12 protein-coding genes are annotated in these 19133 nt (G+C 65.4%); 7 read left to right on the plus strand and 5 right to left on the minus strand.

What is annotated here, in order from left to right:
• Positions 1–23: 23 nt before the first annotated feature.
• From U9J33_RS21695 to U9J33_RS21710, 4 genes are all read left to right on the plus strand, one after another.
• Complete coding sequence (locus tag U9J33_RS21695) at positions 24–1580, plus strand: tryptophan halogenase family protein (RefSeq protein ID WP_132469598.1); 1557 nt, start codon at positions 24–26, stop codon at positions 1578–1580.
• Positions 1577–3862: a beta-glucosidase family protein gene (locus U9J33_RS21700; RefSeq protein WP_054436399.1), complete on the plus strand. Its 2286-nt coding sequence runs from the start codon at positions 1577–1579 to the stop codon at positions 3860–3862. The genes U9J33_RS21695 and U9J33_RS21700 overlap by 4 nt, the downstream gene beginning before the upstream one ends.
• A gap of 41 nt (positions 3863–3903) precedes the next feature.
• Positions 3904–6378: a glycoside hydrolase family 3 protein gene (locus U9J33_RS21705; RefSeq protein WP_324699161.1), complete on the plus strand. Its 2475-nt coding sequence runs from the start codon at positions 3904–3906 to the stop codon at positions 6376–6378.
• A 99-nt stretch (positions 6379–6477) separates the two neighbouring features.
• Complete coding sequence (locus tag U9J33_RS21710) at positions 6478–7845, plus strand: helix-turn-helix domain-containing protein (RefSeq protein ID WP_324699162.1); 1368 nt, start codon at positions 6478–6480, stop codon at positions 7843–7845.
• A 1430-nt stretch (positions 7846–9275) separates the two neighbouring features.
• On the opposite strand, the gene U9J33_RS21715 is transcribed toward U9J33_RS21710, so the two are convergent.
• The 5 genes from U9J33_RS21715 to U9J33_RS21735 all read right to left on the minus strand — a co-directional run bounded on the left by U9J33_RS21715 (position 9276) and on the right by U9J33_RS21735 (position 15774).
• On the minus strand, positions 9276–10511 hold the full coding sequence (locus U9J33_RS21715) for a replication initiator protein A (protein WP_185999210.1): 1236 nt from the start codon (positions 10509–10511) through the stop codon (positions 9276–9278).
• A gap of 474 nt (positions 10512–10985) precedes the next feature.
• Positions 10986–12080 (minus strand): ParB/RepB/Spo0J family partition protein, encoded by a 1095-nt coding sequence (locus U9J33_RS21720; RefSeq protein ID WP_054436402.1) that lies wholly within the window; start codon positions 12078–12080, stop codon positions 10986–10988.
• Between the two features lie 94 nt (positions 12081–12174).
• Complete coding sequence (locus tag U9J33_RS21725) at positions 12175–13368, minus strand: AAA family ATPase (protein ID WP_054436403.1); 1194 nt, start codon at positions 13366–13368, stop codon at positions 12175–12177.
• Between the two features lie 196 nt (positions 13369–13564).
• Positions 13565–14566, minus strand: coding sequence for a GSU2403 family nucleotidyltransferase fold protein (locus U9J33_RS21730; protein WP_324699163.1), 1002 nt, complete (start codon positions 14564–14566; stop codon positions 13565–13567).
• Between the two features lie 62 nt (positions 14567–14628).
• A complete protein-coding gene (locus U9J33_RS21735) occupies positions 14629–15774 on the minus strand; it encodes a sensor domain-containing diguanylate cyclase (RefSeq protein WP_082370256.1) in 1146 nt (381 codons plus the stop codon).
• A 134-nt stretch (positions 15775–15908) separates the two neighbouring features.
• Here U9J33_RS21735 and U9J33_RS21740 point away from each other — a divergent pair, with 134 nt between their 5' ends.
• From U9J33_RS21740 to U9J33_RS21750, 3 genes are all read left to right on the plus strand, one after another.
• The gene (locus U9J33_RS21740) at positions 15909–16796 is read left to right on the plus strand and encodes a LysR family transcriptional regulator (protein WP_054436405.1); all 888 of its coding nucleotides are present in this window, start codon (positions 15909–15911) and stop codon (positions 16794–16796) included.
• A gap of 122 nt (positions 16797–16918) precedes the next feature.
• Positions 16919–17929, plus strand: a complete 1011-nt coding sequence (locus tag U9J33_RS21745; protein ID WP_185999211.1) for a DUF1611 domain-containing protein — start codon at positions 16919–16921, stop codon at positions 17927–17929.
• Positions 17929–18930 (plus strand): dipeptide epimerase, encoded by a 1002-nt coding sequence (locus U9J33_RS21750; protein WP_324699164.1) that lies wholly within the window; start codon positions 17929–17931, stop codon positions 18928–18930. Before U9J33_RS21745 ends, U9J33_RS21750 begins: the two co-directional genes overlap by 1 nt.
• Positions 18931–19133: the final 203 nt, after the last annotated feature.

Here is a 19133-nt window from a genome sequence, read left to right on the forward strand (position 1 = left end):
TCGAAAGCTGAAAGGACAGGACAATGACGACCGACTATCCCTCTTCCGGTCGCGTCGTCATCCTGGGCGGCGGCACGGCCGGATGGCTGTCCGCCGCCTATCTTTCCCGCACGCTGAAGATGGCCGACGTCACGCTGGTGGAATCCGGCGAGATCGGCATCATCGGCGTGGGGGAAGGCACTTTTCCCACCATCCGCACGACACTGGCCGGCCTCGGCATCGGCGAGGCGGAATTCCTCGCCCGTGCCGACGCCACCTTCAAGCAGGGCGTGCTGTTCGATGGCTGGGCCACCGGCAGCGACAGCTACTTCCACCCGTTCAACCTGCCCGTCGGCGGGGAGGACGAGGCGCTGCTGCCGCACTGGATCGGCGATGACAGCGCCGCGCGCCCGTCATGGGCCGATGCGGTCACCGTGCAGGAACAGGTCATCCGCGCCGGTCGCGCGCCGAAACGGGCGGAAGACCCCGATTTCTCCGGCCCGATGAACTATGCCTATCACTTCGACGCCGCCCGTTTCGCCGCCTATCTGCGCGACATTTCGGTGGCCGCCGGCGTTACCCGCATCGAAGGCACGGTAGCCGCGGTCGAGCGCAAGGACGGCAGCGGCGACATCACCGCCCTGATGCTGGCCGATGGCCGCCGGATCGAAGGCGATTTCTTCCTCGACTGCTCGGGCTTCAGCGCGCTCCTGATCGGGCGGACGCTGGGCTCCCCCTTCACGTCCTGCGCCGGCAGCCTGTTCAACGACCGGGCGCTGGCGATGCAGGTTCCCTACGCCGAGCCCGGCGCGCCGGTGCGGCCCTACACGCTGGCCACCGCGCACGAGGCAGGCTGGACCTGGGATATCGGCCTCAGCGAACGCCGGGGCGTGGGCTATGTCTATTCCAGCAACCACTGTTCGGACGACGAGGCGGAAACGACCCTGCGCCGCTATCTCGGCAGCGAGGGCGCCGCCCTCACCCCGCGCCAGCTTCGCTTCGAGACCGGCTACCGGGAGACCCAGTGGATCGGCAACTGCGTGGCGGTGGGCCTTTCCGCCGGGTTCTTCGAGCCGCTGGAATCGACCGGCATCATGCTGATCGAAGCCGCGCTGAAGATGATCGGCGAATTCCTGGTTCCCGGCGACCGTGGTGCCCGCGCGGCCGCCGCGCGCAGCTTCAACCGGCTGATGGCCGCGCGCTTCGAGCGCATCGTCCATTTCCTGAAGCTCCACTATTGCATCACCCGCCGTACCGACACCGCCTACTGGCGGGACAACGCCGATCCGGCCTCGATCCCCGAAGCCTTGCAGGACATGCTGGCCCAGTGGCGCCACCGCCCGCCCTCGCGGTTCGACTTCGTGGTCGATCTGGAGACGTTCCTGCCGCCGAGCTACCACTACATCCTTTACGGCATGGGCTTCGAAACACGGCTTTCCGCCGGTATCCGCCGCTACCCCGGCGCGCAGGAAGCGCGGGACGTCTTTGCCCGCGTCCGCGCCGCCCATGCCGGAGCGCGGGCCGCCCTGCCCGATCACCGCACCCTGCTCGAGCGCTATCACGCCCGTTCCGTCCCCCGCTTTTCCAAGGTTTCCCGATGACGATGAAGATTGCCGCCCTGCTTGCCGCGCTGACCATCGGCAGCAGCCTGACTTCGCCCGCCCTGGCGCAGCAGACCATAGCGCCCGCCGCCGCAACCGCCCCAACCGCCGGCACCGGCCAGTCGGCAGAGGCGCGCGCCGATGCGCTGGTCAAGGCGATGACGCTGGAAGAGAAGCTGCAGCTCGTCCACGGCTACTTCCCGCCGCTGGCCAAGCCCGCTGTGCCGATCGCGATGATCCCCTCGGCAGGGCACATACCCGGCATCCCGCGCCTCGGCATCCCGACCCTGCGTGAAAGCGACGCCAGCCTCGGCGTTGCCAACCAGATCGAGCAGCGCAAGGGCGACGTGGCCACCGCGCTTCCCGCCAGCATCGCCACCGCCGCCACGTTCAACCCCCGGCTCGCCTACGAAGGCGGCGCGATGATCGGCGCCGAAGCGCGCGCCAAGACCTTCAACGTGCTGCTGGCGGGCGGCGTCAACCTTACCCGCGATCCCTGGAACGGCCGCAATTTCGAATATCTCGGCGAAGACCCCCTGCTCGCCGGCGTCATGGTGGGCGAGCACATCAAGGGCGTGCAGAGCAATCACATCGTCTCCACCATCAAGCACTTCGCGCTCAATTCGCAGGAGACCGGCCGCACCGTGCTCGACGCGCGGATCGGCACCGCCGAACTGCGCGAAAGTGACCTGCTGGCCTTCCAGCTCGGCATCGAAAGCGGCCGCCCCGCCTCTGTCATGTGCGCCTACAACAAGGTCAACGGCGACTATGCCTGCGAGAACGACTGGCTGCTGAACAAGGTCCTCAAGCAGGACTGGGCCTACAAGGGCTGGGTCATGTCCGACTGGGGGGCCGTCCACTCCACCGAAAAGGCCGCCATCAACGGTCTCGACCAGGATTCCGGGCAGGAACTGGACGACCAGATGTTCTTCGACACCAGGTTTGCCGAAGCGGTGAAGGCCGGGCGCATCCCGATGGCCCGCCTCGACGACATGGTCCGCCGCATCCTGTTCGGCGTGATCGACAGCGGGCTGATGGACAATCCCGTTCCCGAGAGCGCCCAGCCCATCGACTATGCCGCCCATGCCCTCGTCGCCCAGCGCGCAGCGGAGGAAGGGATCGTCCTGCTCAAGAACCAGGGCAACCTGCTGCCGCTGGCCAAGACGGCGAAGAAGATCGTGCTGATCGGCGCCCATGCCGATGTGGGCGTGCTTTCCGGCGGCGGTTCCTCGCAGGTCCGCTCGGTGGGCGGCGCGCCGGTCGAGATTCCTTTGACCGAAGGCGCGGCCGCCTCCTTCGCGCGGATCACCTGGCATGCCTCCTCGCCGCTGAAGGCGATCCAGGCGCTGGCGCCGGGGGCCAGCGTCACTTACGTGGATGGCAGCGATCCCAAGGCCGCCGCTGCCGCTGCCAAGGGCGCCGACATGGCGGTGGTCTTCGCCTGGGCCTGGCGCACCGAAGCGCAGGACCCCGAAAGCATGGCCCTGCCGGACAACCAGGACGCCCTGATCGACGCGGTCGCAGGCGCCAACAGGAAGACGCTGGTGGTCGTCGAAGCGGGCGGGCCGGTGCTGATGCCCTGGGTCAACCGCGTGCCCGCGATCCTGCACGCCTGGTATCCCGGCCAGCGCGGCGGCGAGGCCATCGCCAATATCCTGTTCGGCGATGTCGATCCCTCGGGCCGCCTGCCCATCACCTTCCCGGCCAGCATCGCGCAGGCGCCGCGCCCGCAGCCGCTCGGCCTTGCCGAACTCCACGCCGCCGATGCCCGCCGCAGTGCCGGGGACAAGACCGTCTACGGCATGAGCGGCGGCGTCGCTCCCTTCCCGGTGGACTACCCCGAAGGCGCCGATGTCGGCTATCGCTGGTATGCGGCAAGGAACGAGAAGCCGCTGTTCCCCTTCGGCCATGGCCTCACCTACACCAGCTTCCGCTACGCCGGCCTCAAGGTCACCGATGGCGCGAGGCTGACCGTCGAGTTCGACGTGACCAACAGCGGCAAGCGCGAAGGCGCCGACGTGCCGCAGCTCTATGTCGAGGCGAAGAGCGCTGCGGGCACCCGGGCCTATCGCCTCGCCGGGTTCGAGAAGGTCTGGCTCAAGCCCGGCGAGACCCGCCACGTCTCGCTGACCGTCGATCCGCGCGTTATCGCCCGCTTCGACAATGCGGCGCCGGGCTGGGTTCTCGATGCAGGCACATATTCGCTGCGCATCGGCCATTTCGCAGGCGACGCCGCCCTGGCAGGTTCTGCCCGCCTCGACCGGATGACGGCAAGGCCGTGATCGCCGACGCTGCCTGATAGCCACCCTTTGCAGGAGACTTCATGACCCGCCTTTCCCCCGCCGCTTCCCTGTCGATCCTTGCCCTGGCGCTGGCCGGTGCGGCGGGCGCGCAATCGCCCTCCCTGTCCGCATCTTCCGTGGCCAATCCCGCGATCTGGCCCAGGGTAAACGCCCAGCCCAAGCGCGATCCGAAAGTGGAGAAGCGCGTCGATACGCTGATCCGCGCCATGTCCGTGGAAGACAAGGTGGGCCAGCTCATCCAGGTCGACATCGGCTCGATCAAGCCCGCCGACGTGGTGACCTACAAGATCGGTTCCGTGCTGAACGGCGGCAACAGCGGCCCCTATGACGACGAATACGCCTCTCCCGCCAAGTGGCTGCAACTGGCGGACGAGTTCTACGATGCCTCGATGACCCGAAGCGACGGTCGCCCGAAGATCCCGATCATCTGGGGCACCGATTCCGTCCACGGCAACAACAACATCGTCGGCGCCACGCTCTTCCCGCACAACATCGGCCTCGGCGCCGCGCGGGACCGGGACCTGATCCGCAAGATCGGCGAAGTGACCGCGCTGGAAACCGCCGCCGCCGGGCTCGACTGGACCTTTGCGCCCACGCTGGCCGTGGTGCAGGACGATCGCTGGGGCCGCACATACGAAAGCTATGGCGAGGAACCGGAAATCGCGGCCGACTATGCCGGCGCGATGATCGAAGGCGTTCAGGGCAAAGTCGGCACAAAGGACTTCCTCGCCCCGAACCACCTGATCGCCACGACCAAGCACTTCCTCGGAGACGGCGGCACCGGCGGGCGCGACCAGGGCGACACGCGGGTTTCGGAAGAGGTGCTGCGCGACGTCCATCTCGGCGGCTATCCCGCCGCGATCGAGGCAGGCACCCAGTCGGTCATGGCCAGTTTCTCAAGCTGGAACGGCGAGAAGATGAGCGGCAATGCATCGCTCCTGACCGGCGTGCTCAAGGAACGCATGGGCTTCGACGGCTTCGTGGTGGGTGACTGGAACAGCCATGGGCAGGTGAAGGGCTGCACCAACGAGGACTGCCCGCAGGCGATCAATGCCGGGCTGGACATGTTCATGTATTCCGGCCCGGGCTGGAAGCAGCTCTATGAGAATACCCTGCGCGAAGCGAAGGACGGCACCATTCCTGCCGCCCGTCTGGACGATGCGGTGCGCCGTATCCTGCGCGTGAAAGTTCGCGCTGGAACCTTCGACCGTGGTCGCCCGTCGAGCCGCGCCGTCGCGGGCAAGTTCGATGTGATCTCCAGCCCCGCCCACAAGGCCATCGCCCGGCAGGCGGTGCGGGATTCGCTGGTTCTGCTCAAGAACGAAGGCGTCTTGCCGCTCAAGCCGAACGCCAGCATCCTCGTGGTGGGCACGGCGGCGGACAGCGTCAGCCAGCAGGCGGGTGGCTGGTCCATCACCTGGCAGGGCGCGGATCTGCCCAACAGCGCCTTCCCCAACGCCACTTCCATCTGGAAGGGCATCGAGGAAACCGTGAGCGCGGCAGGCGGCACTGCGACTTACGCGCCCGATGGCACTTTCACGAAGAAGCCGGACGCCGCCATCGTCGTCTTCGGCGAAACGCCCTATGCAGAATTCAAGGGCGACATTCCCAACCTCGAATACAGCCCCGGAGACAAGCCCGACCTTGCCATGCTCAAGCGGCTCAAGGCGGCAGGCATCCCGGTCGTCGCCGTGTTCCTTTCGGGGCGTCCGCTCTGGGTGAATGCCGAGCTCAACGCATCGGATGCCTTCGTCGCAGCTTTCCTGCCGGGCAGCGAGGGCGGCGGTGTGTCCGATGTCCTGTTCACCAGGGCGGACGGTGCCATCAATCACGACTTCAAGGGCAAGCTCAGCTTCTCCTGGCCCAAACGCCCCGACCAATACGTGCTCAACCGCCGCGATCCCGGCTATGATCCGCTTTTCCCCTTCGGATACGGCCTGTCCTATGCTGCTCCCGGCAAGGTTGCACGGCTCGACGAAACCCGCCCTGCCGACATGGCGCAGGCCACGCCGGGCGTGTTCTACGGGGCCGGAAAGGTGCCGCCGGGCTGGTCCATCGATACCGAACTGGTAAAGCAATCCGGAATGGATCGCCGCGCGCAGGAGGATGCCCGCCTGTTCACCTGGGCCGCCGGCTCGCCCGGCCGGGTCGCCATCGTCGCACCGCGCCCTCTGGACCTCTCGCGAGAGAGCAACGGTGAAATCAGCCTCGTCGTCCAGTACCGCCTCGGTGACCGTCCGGCCACGCCGGTAAGCATCGGCGTAGAGAGCGGCGGCAAGACCATCAGCGTGCCGGTCGGCGCAACCCTGGCCAAAACGGCGCCGGGCGAATGGGGCTCTTTCGCCATTCCGCTGCAATGCTTCGCCAGTCGCGGTGCCGACATGCACGCCCTGACCGCGCCGCTGGTGCTCTCGGCCACCGGGCCGCTGTCCATCGCCGTCTCCGACGTGAAACTGGACTACATTTCCATGCCGATGAACGCCTGCGGGGACTGAACAAAGGCCCCCTGCCCGCCCTTCCCCCGCGTCCGGCACCGCCGCCGGACGCGGGCATTGCCACGGCATCTCCCTGCCGTCAGCGGGAACTTGCCGTTGTTGCGGGACACGCCCGGTTGGCGTAACCGGCCCGCCTGCCGGGAACCGACGCTTGCGGTTCGCTTTGATGGGCTGATGCCCTTGTCGTTTTCGGCCGGTTCTGCCTCGACACCGCAGGCGCTATCGGGCTGTCGACTATCGATAGCGACTAAAACCTTGACATCAGAGGGTGTATACTTAACCTTACTTAGGTTTCAAGCCCGCTATCCTGATGATTTTCAAGGGTATTTCATGCCCAAGAACGCGCCGAAAGCCTTCGAGACGACACCGGCGGTCCTTTGCGCCCTGCTTCTCGGCCGCATCCAGGTCGGCATTTCACGAGCCGGCGACGGCACCTTGCAGATCCTGGCGGCACGTCTGATCCGCGAAAGCCTCATGGCCGCGCTCCGACAGGAAGGGCACGAATTCACTGACGAACGCTTTTTCACCTGGTACGCAGGCCTTGAAACGCTTTCGGATGGTTCACGGCCTAGTTTACGCCCGCCCAAGGCCCTCTGCCAAGCCATACTCACCGAATTCCGGCATAGCCCTTGGCAGGAACTGGCCGATGCCTCGGAGAGCCTCCTGAAGGCATTTCTGGCCCCCACCGACTTTCTGCGCGGCGGGGAACACGAAGATACGCATTCCGTCATTTCGGAAGCTCGCAGCCTTATTGGCGGGCTTGACGCCGCTGACGATGCCCTGCCCTTCGATCCGGTGCGCATGCTTTTCGCGGCGGCTGCGCGGACCGCGCGCTTCGCCCGTCAGGAAAGAACCCTCGATCTGATCGGCGGTATCGCGGTGGAACGCGAGGATTTGGCAAATTCGCGGTGGGCGCTGGATATTCTGGCCGGGGGCTATCTGGCCCCTCGCCACGGGCTCCCCGTCGCGATGCCGATCCCCGGGCTCGTCGTCTTGCCTCTCGCCCTTCCCGATCCGGACATGCCCGGCGCTGCAAATGCGGATGAGGCGGCAATTTCGGCGCTGCACGATGCGCTCTTCCGGCTCGACCGCTGGCTGGGGGACGCGGAAAGGGATGCCGCCCTGCTGCGCGCTCGCCTTCAGGATCGGCGCAGCAGCGGCCGTGCGCTTCAGCTGGCCCGAAAGCTGTCAGGGTTCGGAGCATTGAGAGGTCGCCAGATCGAGGAACTGCTCGGCGCTTCGCGGCCGGGTGTCGGCGTGATCGTGAACAGCCTCGAAGCTGCGGGGCTGATCGCCACCCATGCTTCACGCAACGCGGCGCGCCTTCATAGCTATGCGCCGGGAGATAGGGTTTCCGATCCCGCCGAAGTTTCGGGGCTCGATTCCTCCTCGCCAGACATCGAGGAATACGAGGCATCGATGCGCCGAATCGACGAACTGCTGAGCCGCTCCTCCTTCGGCGAATAGTCCGACCGGGCAAAGACCGCACGATGCCCTGGCAGTTCGATCCTACAGAGGTGGTTGTCCGAAACGGCTTTGATAACGGACGGTGTGCCGCAAAGGCGGTCTGACGCACAAATCCTGCCTCGATGCCCAGTTAACCGGTGATTTCGGGCCCGATGGACCGGAAAGCCGCAGAAATCTGCGGATTTGCAGGGCTCGCCGTGAGAACGCAGAAACGACACCTGGAGAGGGTTGGGGTGCGGCGAGGCTATCATCGCGCTGTACGGGCTTCTGAGGGCAAATTTCGGGGTATCTGTTTGCGGGCTGGGCGCGGTTGATTCGAATTTGAACCTCGTCTGGCGGTTCGGCGTCGATTTTGCTGCAATTCGGGCGGCCGGGGCGGATCTGATCCCTGAGCCAATTGAGCGACAACCTAAAATGAGGACGCGGGCTTCCACTCTGTGCGGTGAGTGCGGTGAGGGCCTCATCGTCGCCACGCGGTAAGGATCGCGCTTTTTTTTTTGCGATTGCCGCGGCCGCCAGTGTTGCTGGCCTGCGCGGCCGGCAGTCCTCGCGCTGCGCCCTTCCCTCATTCAGTCCGAAATTGAACTTCGTTCTGCGTTAGAATCCTTTTTAGAAGGAATCATTTAGAAGGTTACGCGCGGCCGAACTGCGCGTGACTCGCGCAAGCGTTGCGATTCGGCGAATTGGGGCATTCCCGATATGTCGTCTCTCCGTTCCTGAAGTGACGTTTGACGCGTTCCCGAAGGATCGGGTACCTGTTCCCGAAAGGTCGAGCTGGTGTTCCCGATAGGTCGAAGCATGGCGACAGGGCGTTCCCGGTGTGTCGAAACCCCGGAAAACCGTGGCTCAATTGAATCAGTTTTTCCGGGGGTCACCTGATAAAGGTTCAAAGCACTGCTCGTGCGCTGCATTCGGCAGGTTCACGCCGAGCGGTTCATCGCAGAACGCGACACTTCGGGAACGCCTCCCCTGCGAACCCCTGTTTCCCGGAACGGGAGGCGTTCCTGCGAGCGAGATGATCTGGCCTGCACTGTTCGCCCCTCAGCGTTTGGTTGGGGCCGCTGGATAGGGGCGCGGCAAGCAAGTGCGCACGTGAAGCAGGAATGTCGCCGCGGTGCGGGAAGGGTCAGCGGGCCCGGGCATTCCCTTGAGGGCGGGTTCGGTAGAGAGACCGCCTGACTCGGCCTCCCACCCTGCCCTCTCGGAATCGGGATTTGCAGATGGGTTTTGCCTGCCGATGGGAAATTGGATGGGGATTTCGCAAGGGAGCGCCGCAGGGCTTCAGACCCGGGCGGGGAGTGGCATCGGCGGGGCAGACCCGGCCGGGAGCCGGTCTTGGGTGTCACGCGGGCAAAGAAAAACCCCGGAGACCGTCGCCGATCACCGGGGCTGTCATGGATGGAGGTTCCGCCGTCTGGCCGAACGGGCGGCTAGCCGCGAAGCATCTGGCCATTCTTTTCGTGATGGCGCTTGACCCAGCCCACGAACGCACGCTGCCAGTCGGCGGGGGTTCGTTCCGGCGAGGCGGCGACCCAACGTTCGAACTCGGCGTGAAGGGCATGGAGGTCCCAGCCCGGGCAGTTCTGGCGAAGATAGGCGATGGTCTCGTCCGTCATGAAGCCGCGCGTGGCGGCATCGGAAAGACCGGAGACCGTGCGGCGGATGAGCTGCCGCGCATCGACGGCGGCCGGTTTCCCCGGGGAAACAGGTGCGTTGCCGGCATCCGGTGTAGTTGCCTTGGAGGCCCTGGTCTTTACCGAAATCTCGACTTGCGCCGCAGGTTCGTCGGCTTCGGCCGTTCCGCCCGGCAGCGCGGGCTCGGCCCCGCCCTTCCCGTCCACCCGCCGCATGCGGATCATGGGTTCGCCGTCCTTCGCCGTTTCGACGGACAGGGTATATCCCGGAAGTTCGTCCTTCTCGACGAGCTTCAGCATTTCGAACTTGAAGCGGCGATACTGCCCTTCGGCACCCGACTTTTCGAAAAGAACCGGCATGGTGATGGCAAAACCGCCCTCGCCTGCGCCGCCGGCATGCTTGCGGGCGACCTTGTAAAGCCAGCGTTCCCGCCCGCCTGTGATGTTGAAATAGGCGCGATCGATGGAGAGCACGCCGCCCTTCATCATCACGCCTTCCCAGAACCAGTTCGACAGTTCGATGGTCATGCCGCGCGAACGCTCCGTTCGTTCGTCGACCAGCTGGGTCCAGCCATCAAGCCAGGAGAACGTGGCTTCCCGGCGGTTCTCGGCACGGATATTGGTCTTGATGGTGGTGGCCACGAGGCGGTCCAGCGCCTGGCCGAGCAGTTCATAGGCACGGCCCGTAGTCGGGCGGCCGATCGCGCGGAGCAGGTCGTATGGCATGAGGTGCAGCTTGCGGGGCACGTCGTTCACGCCGCGCCGGGCCATGTCGGCCAGCATGCTGGCACAGTAGATCAGGATATCCGCATCCCAGATCGTGGCCATGCCATAGTCCGGATTGGCGGAGACGTGGACCCACAGCTTGCCGTCCGGGCTCGTATAGTCGATCGGCTTCACGCGCTTGGACTTGGCGAGGCTGAAGAACGGACGCTCCATCATCTCGCGCTGGTCGCGCATCGGCAGGTTGGCGATGTAGGGGAGGAACAGGTCGAACTGTTCGGATGTCGTCTCTTTGTTCGGGCGACTCATCATTTCATTCCGACCGAGGGCCCATGCGAGGGCAGGTGACAGGGTATTCCGGACACGACCCGGCGATGTTTCCCCGGGGAAACAGGACGAGGCGGATTCGGGTGATTCTTGCCATAATGGCGAGGAGGGCAGGGCGGGGCAAATCGCCGCGAAGCTTGGTTGTGCAGAACTTGTGCGTGGTTTTTGGCGCGGTTTCACCGCGCCAGACTGTAGAAGCCGCTGCGGAAGCTGCCTGGAACGGCGCCGATCGCCGCAAGTCTGGCGAGATGATGTTTCCCCGGGGAAACAACCGGGGGGAAACAGGAGGCCGATAAAGAAAATGCAGGGACACCGGCCCCTGCATTCTCATGTTTCGGATCTGAAGTCGGCTTTCGAAAAAGCCAGACCGGGCAAAAGGAAATGCCCGCGAGGGCCGCCGGGATTTCCGGCGGCAGAAACAGGACGGGGCGCCGTCGCCCCGTTCCTGCCCCCATGTCACGTTTGCAGGCCCCGGCCTTCCTCGTCGAGCTGGACGAGCAGGGCCCGGACGGCGGTGAGCACTTCTTCGCGGCTCGCACCGGAGCCCGAATGAAGACGCAAGGTCACGCCCTGGCGGTTGCTTGACTGGACCGATGCCATGGGGCGGCCGTGCCTTGAGGGGATCACCACCGGCTCGGGCTTTGCCCTGTCCATTTCGGGAGCGGCGAGCAGGGCCTTGAGTACATCGGCAGCGGGCAGGGCAGGGCGACCGTCTGCGCGGCGGCCGGCCTGTTCCCGCGCCAGTCGGGTTGCTTCCTTGCGCACGGCGGCCGCCTTGTCCCGATCGTCCAGCAACTGGGCGAGGGGGTAGGCCGGCTTCAGCTGCACATCGGCAGGGGAGGCGAAAGCGGACAGGACGGCGTCCGGGATGCCCGCGACCTTGAGCATCTTGGAAAGCCAGCCCTTGGAGAGCTTGAGGCGTTCGGCCATGCGGGTCATGTGGTTACCGTAGTGATCGCGCAGGGCCTGGGCATAGTTGCGGGCGCGTTCGAGATCCGACACGTCCTTGCGGGCACGGTTCTCGAGATCGGCAAGCCGGAAGGCGGCTTCGTCATCAAGCTGGGCGACTTGCGCCACGAACTGCATGTCGGGGTAGGAATGCGCGCGCAGCCAGGAGATCGACCAGTGGCGGCGCGTGCCGGCGATCACTTCATAATCGTGATCGGCATCTCCCTCGACCCGGCGCACCACGGCGGGAACCTTCTGGCCCCCTTCGGCGACGATGGAGTCGATCAGTTCCTGGCAGGACTCCTCCGAAAGGTGCGCATAGCTGCGGGCGTTGCCCGGCCAGATGCGGACACGGGCCGGATCGAGGAGAAGCTGGGTCACTTGCCGCACTTCGCCGGAAGCGACGCGGGCCAGTGCGCTTTCGCGGCCGAGCAGGGTCGTGCCGCGGGTCCGTTCGGTGCGCAGGCGCGGTTCGGGAGCCGGGTCGGCGGCGGTAGTGGCATCATCCAGCGGCGTTTCGGCGGTGGACGCGACCTGGTCTTCGCCCCCCAGATCGTCGTCGGAAAGCAGCGCTGCCAGATAGTCGGATTGCTTGCGGGCCATGGCTTACCTCGAAGGACGCGCGAGATGGAGAGGTTTGAACATAAGGCGAACAAAGTCGCCGTCTGAGAGGTTTTTTCCGATGCAGGGCAGTGGCTTAGCCATTGACGAGAAGTTCCTCGTCAACCCGCTGCGAGCGGCCCCAGCTGGTGCGGACGAGCTGCTCGATCTGGCCCATGGCTTCATCGAGATTGGCCTTGCAGCGCTTATGCGTACGGGGCGTGCCGATCGGCTTTTCCAGTTCGTAGACGGTCATCATGCGCAAGGCCGCATGGCTGATCTCGGCGCTCTCCAGGATGGGCACGGGAAGCAGAGCCGGTCCGAAAGTCTGCTCCATGATGGTGCGGACCATGTCGTGGCTGGGATCGTTGCCGTCGAACTTCGAGCAGATCAGGCGCACGAAGGAATAGTCCACCGAGATGCCCGCGCCCACGAGCTGTTCGAGCACCTGATCCATCATCGACAGGAACTGTACGGTCGAGCAGAAGTCCGGCGTCGTGGCTGCGAGCGGAACGAGCAGGGCATTGGCTGCCTGCATCACCGCAAGCGAGATCGTGCCCAGTGCCGGCGGCGGATCGAGGATCACCACGTCGTAATCCCGCGCGAGATCCATGAGGCCCGCCTTGAGCTTGCGGAAGCGGGCGGCCAGAACGGACTGTCCGTCCGAACCCGCAGCCGCCAGTTCGTATTCCACATCGAACAGTTCGAGGTTCGACGGGATCAGGTCCACGTTCGGCCACGGCGTGCGCTTGACGGCATAGAGCAGGTCGGCCTGCGTCGGGTCGATCGAGAGATAGGGGTAGAGCGTCTCTTCGCGGGTGATGTTGAAATGCGGGTTGAAGCCGAACAGCGTCGTCGTGGTCGCCTGGCTATCGCAATCCACCACCAGCACGCGGTAGCCTTGCACCGCGAAATAGTGCGCGAGGTGCGTCGTGACCGTGGACTTGCCGACGCCGCCCTTGAAGTTCTGGACCGCGATCATGGCGGGAACGTCGAGCGGGGCACGGGCGGGCGAGGCGCCCAGCACTTCGCGCATGTGCAGCATTTCCTCGACCGTATAGCCGAGCCGGCGTCCGTTTCCGGCAGCCGGAGGTGGCGGCAGGCGTCCGTCGTCTTCGGCCATGCGAATGCGATTCGTGGAGCAGCCCAGCAGGGTCGCCGCTTCGGCGATTCCGAAACGGACATTGAGACCCTTGCGGCTTTCAGGCAGGAAAGCCTTGCGCCGCAGCCGCTCGATCATCTTTTCGCCGGCCTGAGCCATCTCGGCAATACGCTCGACTTGTGAATGCATGTTCTGCCCGCAATATACTTTTGAACGATTTTGCAGGTATATGCATGAACCGATGTTCAGTCGAGCACAAATACAGGAAACAGAATGCCGATTTGAACGGTCTGTGGATATTGAGTCTGCAACGGCATTCGCGGTGCTGAAAGTTCACCGCCTCGTCTGACGGGCTGCGCAGGTGTTCAAATCGCGCGCCAGCGCCTCACCATTGCGAATCCTCCGCGGGGCCTGACTCTTCCTGCCACTGCGTGAAATGCGGCAGGATCTCCTCGGGAATCTCGGCCCGAAAGGCTGCGTCCATCGGATAGTGAGGCATGGCTTCGGCCACCGCGTCCAGCAATGCGAGGCCCTGAACGCGGTCCTTAGGGCGCTTGAGCGGGTTGCGCTTCGCCTGCGCGGCCATCCACAGCTTGTGAAGCGCGAACCAGCGCGGGTCCGGCGCAACGATCCGTGCCGGGGAACCATCGCGGCAACCCACCACCTGATCCACCGGACGGCCAAGCAGCAGCCATTCCTGTTCGGGCAGGGGAACCGGCCGGGGCTGGTCCCTTCCGCCGAGGGTGGCGGCACGCGAGGGCGCCACCAGCAGTTCCACTTCATAGGCGCGGGCGTTGCGCGCCTGGAAATCGCGCTCGGCATTGATCGTGAAAGTCGAATCCACCGCCTTGAGCATGTCCCATACCCGCCGCTCGTTCTCCTGCGCCGAGCGGGAAACCCAGGCGAGGTCGAAATCTTCCGTCTCGTCGGGCAGATCGATCCTGCCGTTGGCCTCGACCATGTAGGCGGCGATCGCATTGGTGCCCACGACCAGCAGGTGCGAACCGAGCAGGGCACGCCGGTCGCACTCGCGCAGGATCGGTCCGGCGTCAGATGACAGCAGCGGCAGACGAAGCGCGCGGTAGAGTGCGGCGCTTTCGGCAAGGGCGGGGCGGAGGCCGCGGATGCGCTCCTTCAGGGCATCCTTGCGCGAATGATAGTCATGGAGTTCGGCTTCGCGTTCCGGCGTCAGCGGGCCGAGGCTCTTGCCGTTGCCGCCGCGATCGAAGATGCGGTAGAGATATTCGCGGCCGCTGACCGTCTTGCGCCGCAGATCGTAGGGAAGGGCGGCCAGGTCGCGCTCGGCGTCGATCCATACCTCGTAGCGCTGGCGCAAGTTTACCAGCAGGCGCGATTGTTCGTCACTGAAGGGGCGGATGCGGGGCATGAACGTTTATCCCACAAATATCGGATACGGTAAAGTTGTGGGATAAACGGCCAAATTCCAAGCTAATGAAGGCCTCCATTAGCGGCATTTCGGGCTGCGCGGGCTTCGTCCCTGTCGCGCTTGGCCAGGTAGAGCCGTGCATCTGCTTCGTCGAGGAGGATGGTGAGATCGTCGTTCCGGTCATTGGTCACAACCGTTCCGATCGCGGCGGAGATGGCGATGGTCAGGGTGCCGATGGTGAAGGGCTGCGCGATGGCCGAGACCAGGCGCTGGGCGAGAAGTTCGGCTTCCTCGCCCCGGTGCAGGCCATATTGTAAAACCGCGAATTCGTCTCCGCCGAGGCGGGCGACGATGTCGCCGCTGCGGATCGCGCCGCGCAGCCGGTCGGCCACGAACGCGAGCAGGGTATCCCCTACGGCATGGCCGTGTTCGTCGTTTACCGGCTTGAACCCGTTAAGGTCGAGATAGTGAACCGCAACCAGCCCGGAGGCCGAGATCAGCCGCGCGTTCTCGTCGAAGTATTCGCGCAGGGCCAGCCGGTTCGGCAGCGCCGTAAGGCTGTCGCTGCGGGCGAGCGTGACGGAGAGCAATCGCTTCACGGTTTCCGTCTGCACGATCTCGAAACGCATCGTCAGCGCCTGTATTCCACCCACGAGGTAGGCGGTGGTAACGAGCGCCAGTCCTACGTAGATCGGCGTTGCACGCGCAAAGGCCACCGCGATGCAGGGACCGGCGGCCGCAAGCAGGGAGAGCCCGGCAATCTGCGGACGCCGCCCGACACCTGTGACGACCCCTGCGCAGAATCCCATGACGACGCATATGGCCAGCATGTGTGCTTCGGGATTTTCGAGCGAAAAGACATAGGCGGCAAGCGCGCCGAGAAGAATCGCGAAGCCCACATAAGGGATTGCGAAGGCGACTTCGAGCCGCCGGGCCTCTCGGCTGTGAATGACGGCGGTCAGCACGCGCGCGCGCAAGCGCCGGGCCACTTCTATGCGCGCGGCCCATGTCAGGAGCGCGGCCGTTCCGATGACGAGGATCGTCCCATCGCCCTCCGCGCGGTAGATCAGCACGAAGAACATCGCGAAGACCACGAGCATGTACATGGCCTGTGCGATTGTCTCGTAGAGGCTGCGCACGAGTTCGACGTAGACCCTGTCCGAAAGGGGCTCGGCCGGATTTCCCGCGGTTGACGAAATCACGATCATCTCTCCCAGTGGCCTGCGCTCACGCTGGCGCGACGCCGACTTTATTGTTGTCCACGATCTACGGCATCGCGGCACCGTCTGCCAGTTTTGCCGAGGTGCTTTAACTTCCCGGTTCGGCTGGGTATCCCTGCCACATGAACCTGCGTCACATCGAGGTGTTCCATGCGGTCTACTCGACCGGGTCGGTGAGCGGCGCCGCGCGGCTGCTCAACGTCTCGCAGCCTGCGGTCACCAATCTCCTGCGCCATGCCGAGAGCCTCCTGGGGTTTGCCCTGTTCGAACGATCCCGCGGGAGACTGGTGCCGACCGCCGACGCGCACGACCTTTACGAGCAGGCGGACGAGATCCAGGGACAGGTATACCGGCTTCGCGAAACGGCGCGGAACATGCGGCGGGGCAGGGGGCGCACGCTGCGGCTTTCGGTGCTCCCTTCGCTGGGCATGGAACTGCTGCCCGCTGCGCTGGCCGGATATCTGGCCGGCCATTCCGGCGTTTCCATCGAACTCCACACCCTGCACCACGGCGACATGCCGGCCCGGCTCTATGAGCGGGAGACCGATGTGGTGATCTGCTACACGCCGCCGCGCGAATCTCCGGTGGCCAGCGTGCGGCTCGGCATGGGCGAAATGGTCGCCTGCTACCGCGAACAGGACATGCCGAATGCTCCGGCACGGCTGCCGCTCGGGGAACTGGCCGGCCGGCCCTTCATCTCGACGTTCGACAGCGGGCCGCAGGCATTGGCCATTGCCGCAGAACTGGAACGGCAGGGCGTGGAACTGGACGTGGCAGGGGCATCGCGGACCTATTTCGTTGCCGCGGCGATGGCCCGTGCGGGGCTCGGCGTGACCATCGTGGACCTTCATACTGCCCTGGCCATGAAGGGGCCGGAGATGGCGATGCGGCCGCTCGATCCGCCGCAGTCCTATGAAATTCACGCGGTTTACCTGGAGGCTCGCCCGCCTTCGCGACTGGCGCTGGATTTCCTCGATCATCTTGTCGCCGTCATGGCGGCGGCCGGCTGATCCGGCAGGGCTTGGCCTATAATCGCAGGCTATGGGTTGGCCGGATGTCGGTATGCGCGCCGGGCGGACGGGGCTGCTAATCATGCGCCAGTCCCACAGCAGCAACGATGGATGGCGTTAACATGATCTCCGGCCCCTTTCTTCTCTATATAGGCGACAAGCGTAACCCTCTCGATGTGAAGACCTCGCGCGGGTTGGCCGCGTTCCGTCCGCAGGACTGCATCGGGGAACTGCGTGAGCCGGATGGCCCGCTTTCGCTGGGGCTGCCGTGCATGACGGTGGAGCAAGCGGCGGCGGCAGGTGCGCGGGCGCTGGTTCTGGGGATCGCCACGAGCGGCGGCCGGCTTGAGGAGGCGATGATCCCGCATATTCTCGCTGCGCTCGATGCCGGGCTCGACGTGGTATCGGGCCTGCATCAGCACCTTGGAGAAGACGCCCGGGTGCGCGAGCGCGCGGCAGCGCTCGGCCGCAGGCTTATCGATGTCCGCGCCGCCCCGGCCGGGCTCAAGGTCGGCAACGGTGCACGGCGGTCCGGACGGCGCCTGCTTACCGTGGGAACCGATTGTGCGGTGGGCAAGATGTACACCTCGCTCCACCTCGTGGCGGCGATGAACGCGCGCGGCCTTCCCGCCCGCTTCCGTGCGACCGGCCAGACCGGAATCCTGATCGCGGGCGAAGGCGTGGCGATCGACTGCGTTATCGCCGACTTCATTTCCGGTGCGGCCGAGGCGCTTTCGCCTGCCCGCGAGGATACCGTGTGGGATGTGATCGAAGGGCAGGGGTCTCTGTTCAATCCCTCCTTCGCGGGCGTGTCGCTCGGGCTGCTTCACGGCGCGCAGCCGCAGGCGCTGGTCCTGTGCCACGAAGCCGCGCGTCCGCACATTCGCGGGTTGCCGCATATGCCGGTACCTGATCTCAAGGCCTGCCTCGAAGAGAACCTGCGCTGTGCCCGCCTTACCAGTCCCTCGGTGGAGGCGGTTGGCGTATCGATCAACGGGTCCGGTCTTGCGCCGGAGGATGCCGCCGATTTTCGCGCCCGGATCGAGGACGATCTCGGCTTGCCCTGCGTCGATCCGCTGGTGACCGGGATGGACGCGCTGGTCGATCGGATCGCGGCCGGTAGCTGGGCGTGATGCGCCGCCTTTCCGCCCGCGCCGATCGGCACCGTCTTGCGCAGCCTTTCGCCATCGCACGGGGCACGCGGGAGGCCATCGACCTTGTGACCGTGTCGATCGGGCAGGACGGAAAGATCGGGCGAGGGGAGGGCGCCCCCTCCGCCCGCTACGGCGAGGAGGCGCAATCCGTGCTGGCGCAAGTGCAGGCCATCAGGCCCGCCATCCAAGCGGGGCTGGACCGGCAGGGACTGCTCTCCGTCATGGCGCCCGGCGCCGCGCTAAACGCCGTGGACTGTGCGCTCTGGGATCTTGAGGCGAAACTGTCTGGGGTCGCCGTTGCCGACCGTCTTGGCCCTCTGCCCGGCGGGATCGTGACGGCCATCACCGTGGGTATCGACAGGCCCGAAGGCATGGCGGCGCGGGCCCGCTTCCTTGCCGGCGCGAAAGAGGCGGATGGTCCTGCGCCGCTGCTGAAGATCAAGCTGGACGCCGATGATATCATCGACCGCGTTCAGGCTGTGCGTGAGGCCGCACCGCTGGCCCAGCTCATTGCCGATGCCAATGAAAGCTGGGACATGGCCTTGCTCGAACGCGTTCTGCCGGCGCTGGCCGCCGCACGTGTCGAACTGCTGGAACAGCCCTTGCCGGCTGGCGCGGATGAACCGCTGGAAGGCTTCGCCTCTCCCGTTCCCCTTTCCGCAGACGAATCCGCGCATGTCGCGGCCGAGGTGGAGTTGCTTGCCTCCCGCTACGATTATGTGACCATCAAGCTCGACAAATCGGGTGGACTGACCGGTGCGCTGGCTCTGGCCGAGGCGGCGCAGGCAGCGGGAATGGGGCTGATGACGGGGTGCATGCTGTGCTCCTCTCTGTCGGTCGCCCCGGCATGGCATCTCGCCGCGCGCAGCCGTTTCGTCGATCTCGATGGACCGCTCTGGCTGGCAGCCGACCATCCGGGCGGGAGCGTACTGGAGGAGGGGCTGCTCCGTGCCCCAAGCGGTCTGGGATGGGGTTGGTAAGCGCCTGTCGTCGCTTCGATTGAAGTCGTTCCGACCTGTATTTCGCTTTGGGAGCCTTGCGCGCGTCTTGGCTCGCGGTGATCCCCATTCGGGACGTGTCATGCCTTTTGCGTGCCGGAAGCTCTCGCGTTCCGCCCCTTGCGCACGCGCCAGACCAGACCGATGTTCCGGATAAAAATCATTATAAATCATATTATTAGTCG

The sequence above is a fragment of the Novosphingobium sp. RL4 genome (assembly GCF_035658495.1).
Classification (GTDB): Bacteria; Pseudomonadota; Alphaproteobacteria; order Sphingomonadales; family Sphingomonadaceae; genus Novosphingobium.

Bases quoted from the DNA above. Each gene is read 5' to 3' on its own strand.
- U9J33_RS21695 (WP_132469598.1), top strand. From the start codon at position 24: ATGACGACCGACTATCCCTCTTCCGGTCGCGTCGTCATCCTGGGCGGC.
- U9J33_RS21700 (WP_054436399.1), top strand. From the start codon at position 1,577: ATGACGATGAAGATTGCCGCCCTGCTTGCCGCGCTGACCATCGGCAGC.
- U9J33_RS21705 (WP_324699161.1), top strand. From the start codon at position 3,904: ATGACCCGCCTTTCCCCCGCCGCTTCCCTGTCGATCCTTGCCCTGGCG.
- U9J33_RS21715 (WP_185999210.1), bottom strand. From the start codon at position 10,511: ATGAGTCGCCCGAACAAAGAGACGACATCCGAACAGTTCGACCTGTTC.
- U9J33_RS21720 (WP_054436402.1), bottom strand. From the start codon at position 12,080: ATGGCCCGCAAGCAATCCGACTATCTGGCAGCGCTGCTTTCCGACGAC.
- U9J33_RS21725 (WP_054436403.1), bottom strand. From the start codon at position 13,368: ATGCATTCACAAGTCGAGCGTATTGCCGAGATGGCTCAGGCCGGCGAA.
- U9J33_RS21730 (WP_324699163.1), bottom strand. From the start codon at position 14,566: ATGCCCCGCATCCGCCCCTTCAGTGACGAACAATCGCGCCTGCTGGTA.
- U9J33_RS21735 (WP_082370256.1), bottom strand. From the start codon at position 15,774: ATGATCGTGATTTCGTCAACCGCGGGAAATCCGGCCGAGCCCCTTTCG.
- U9J33_RS21740 (WP_054436405.1), top strand. From the start codon at position 15,909: ATGAACCTGCGTCACATCGAGGTGTTCCATGCGGTCTACTCGACCGGG.
- U9J33_RS21745 (WP_185999211.1), top strand. From the start codon at position 16,919: ATGATCTCCGGCCCCTTTCTTCTCTATATAGGCGACAAGCGTAACCCT.
- U9J33_RS21750 (WP_324699164.1), top strand. From the start codon at position 17,929: ATGCGCCGCCTTTCCGCCCGCGCCGATCGGCACCGTCTTGCGCAGCCT.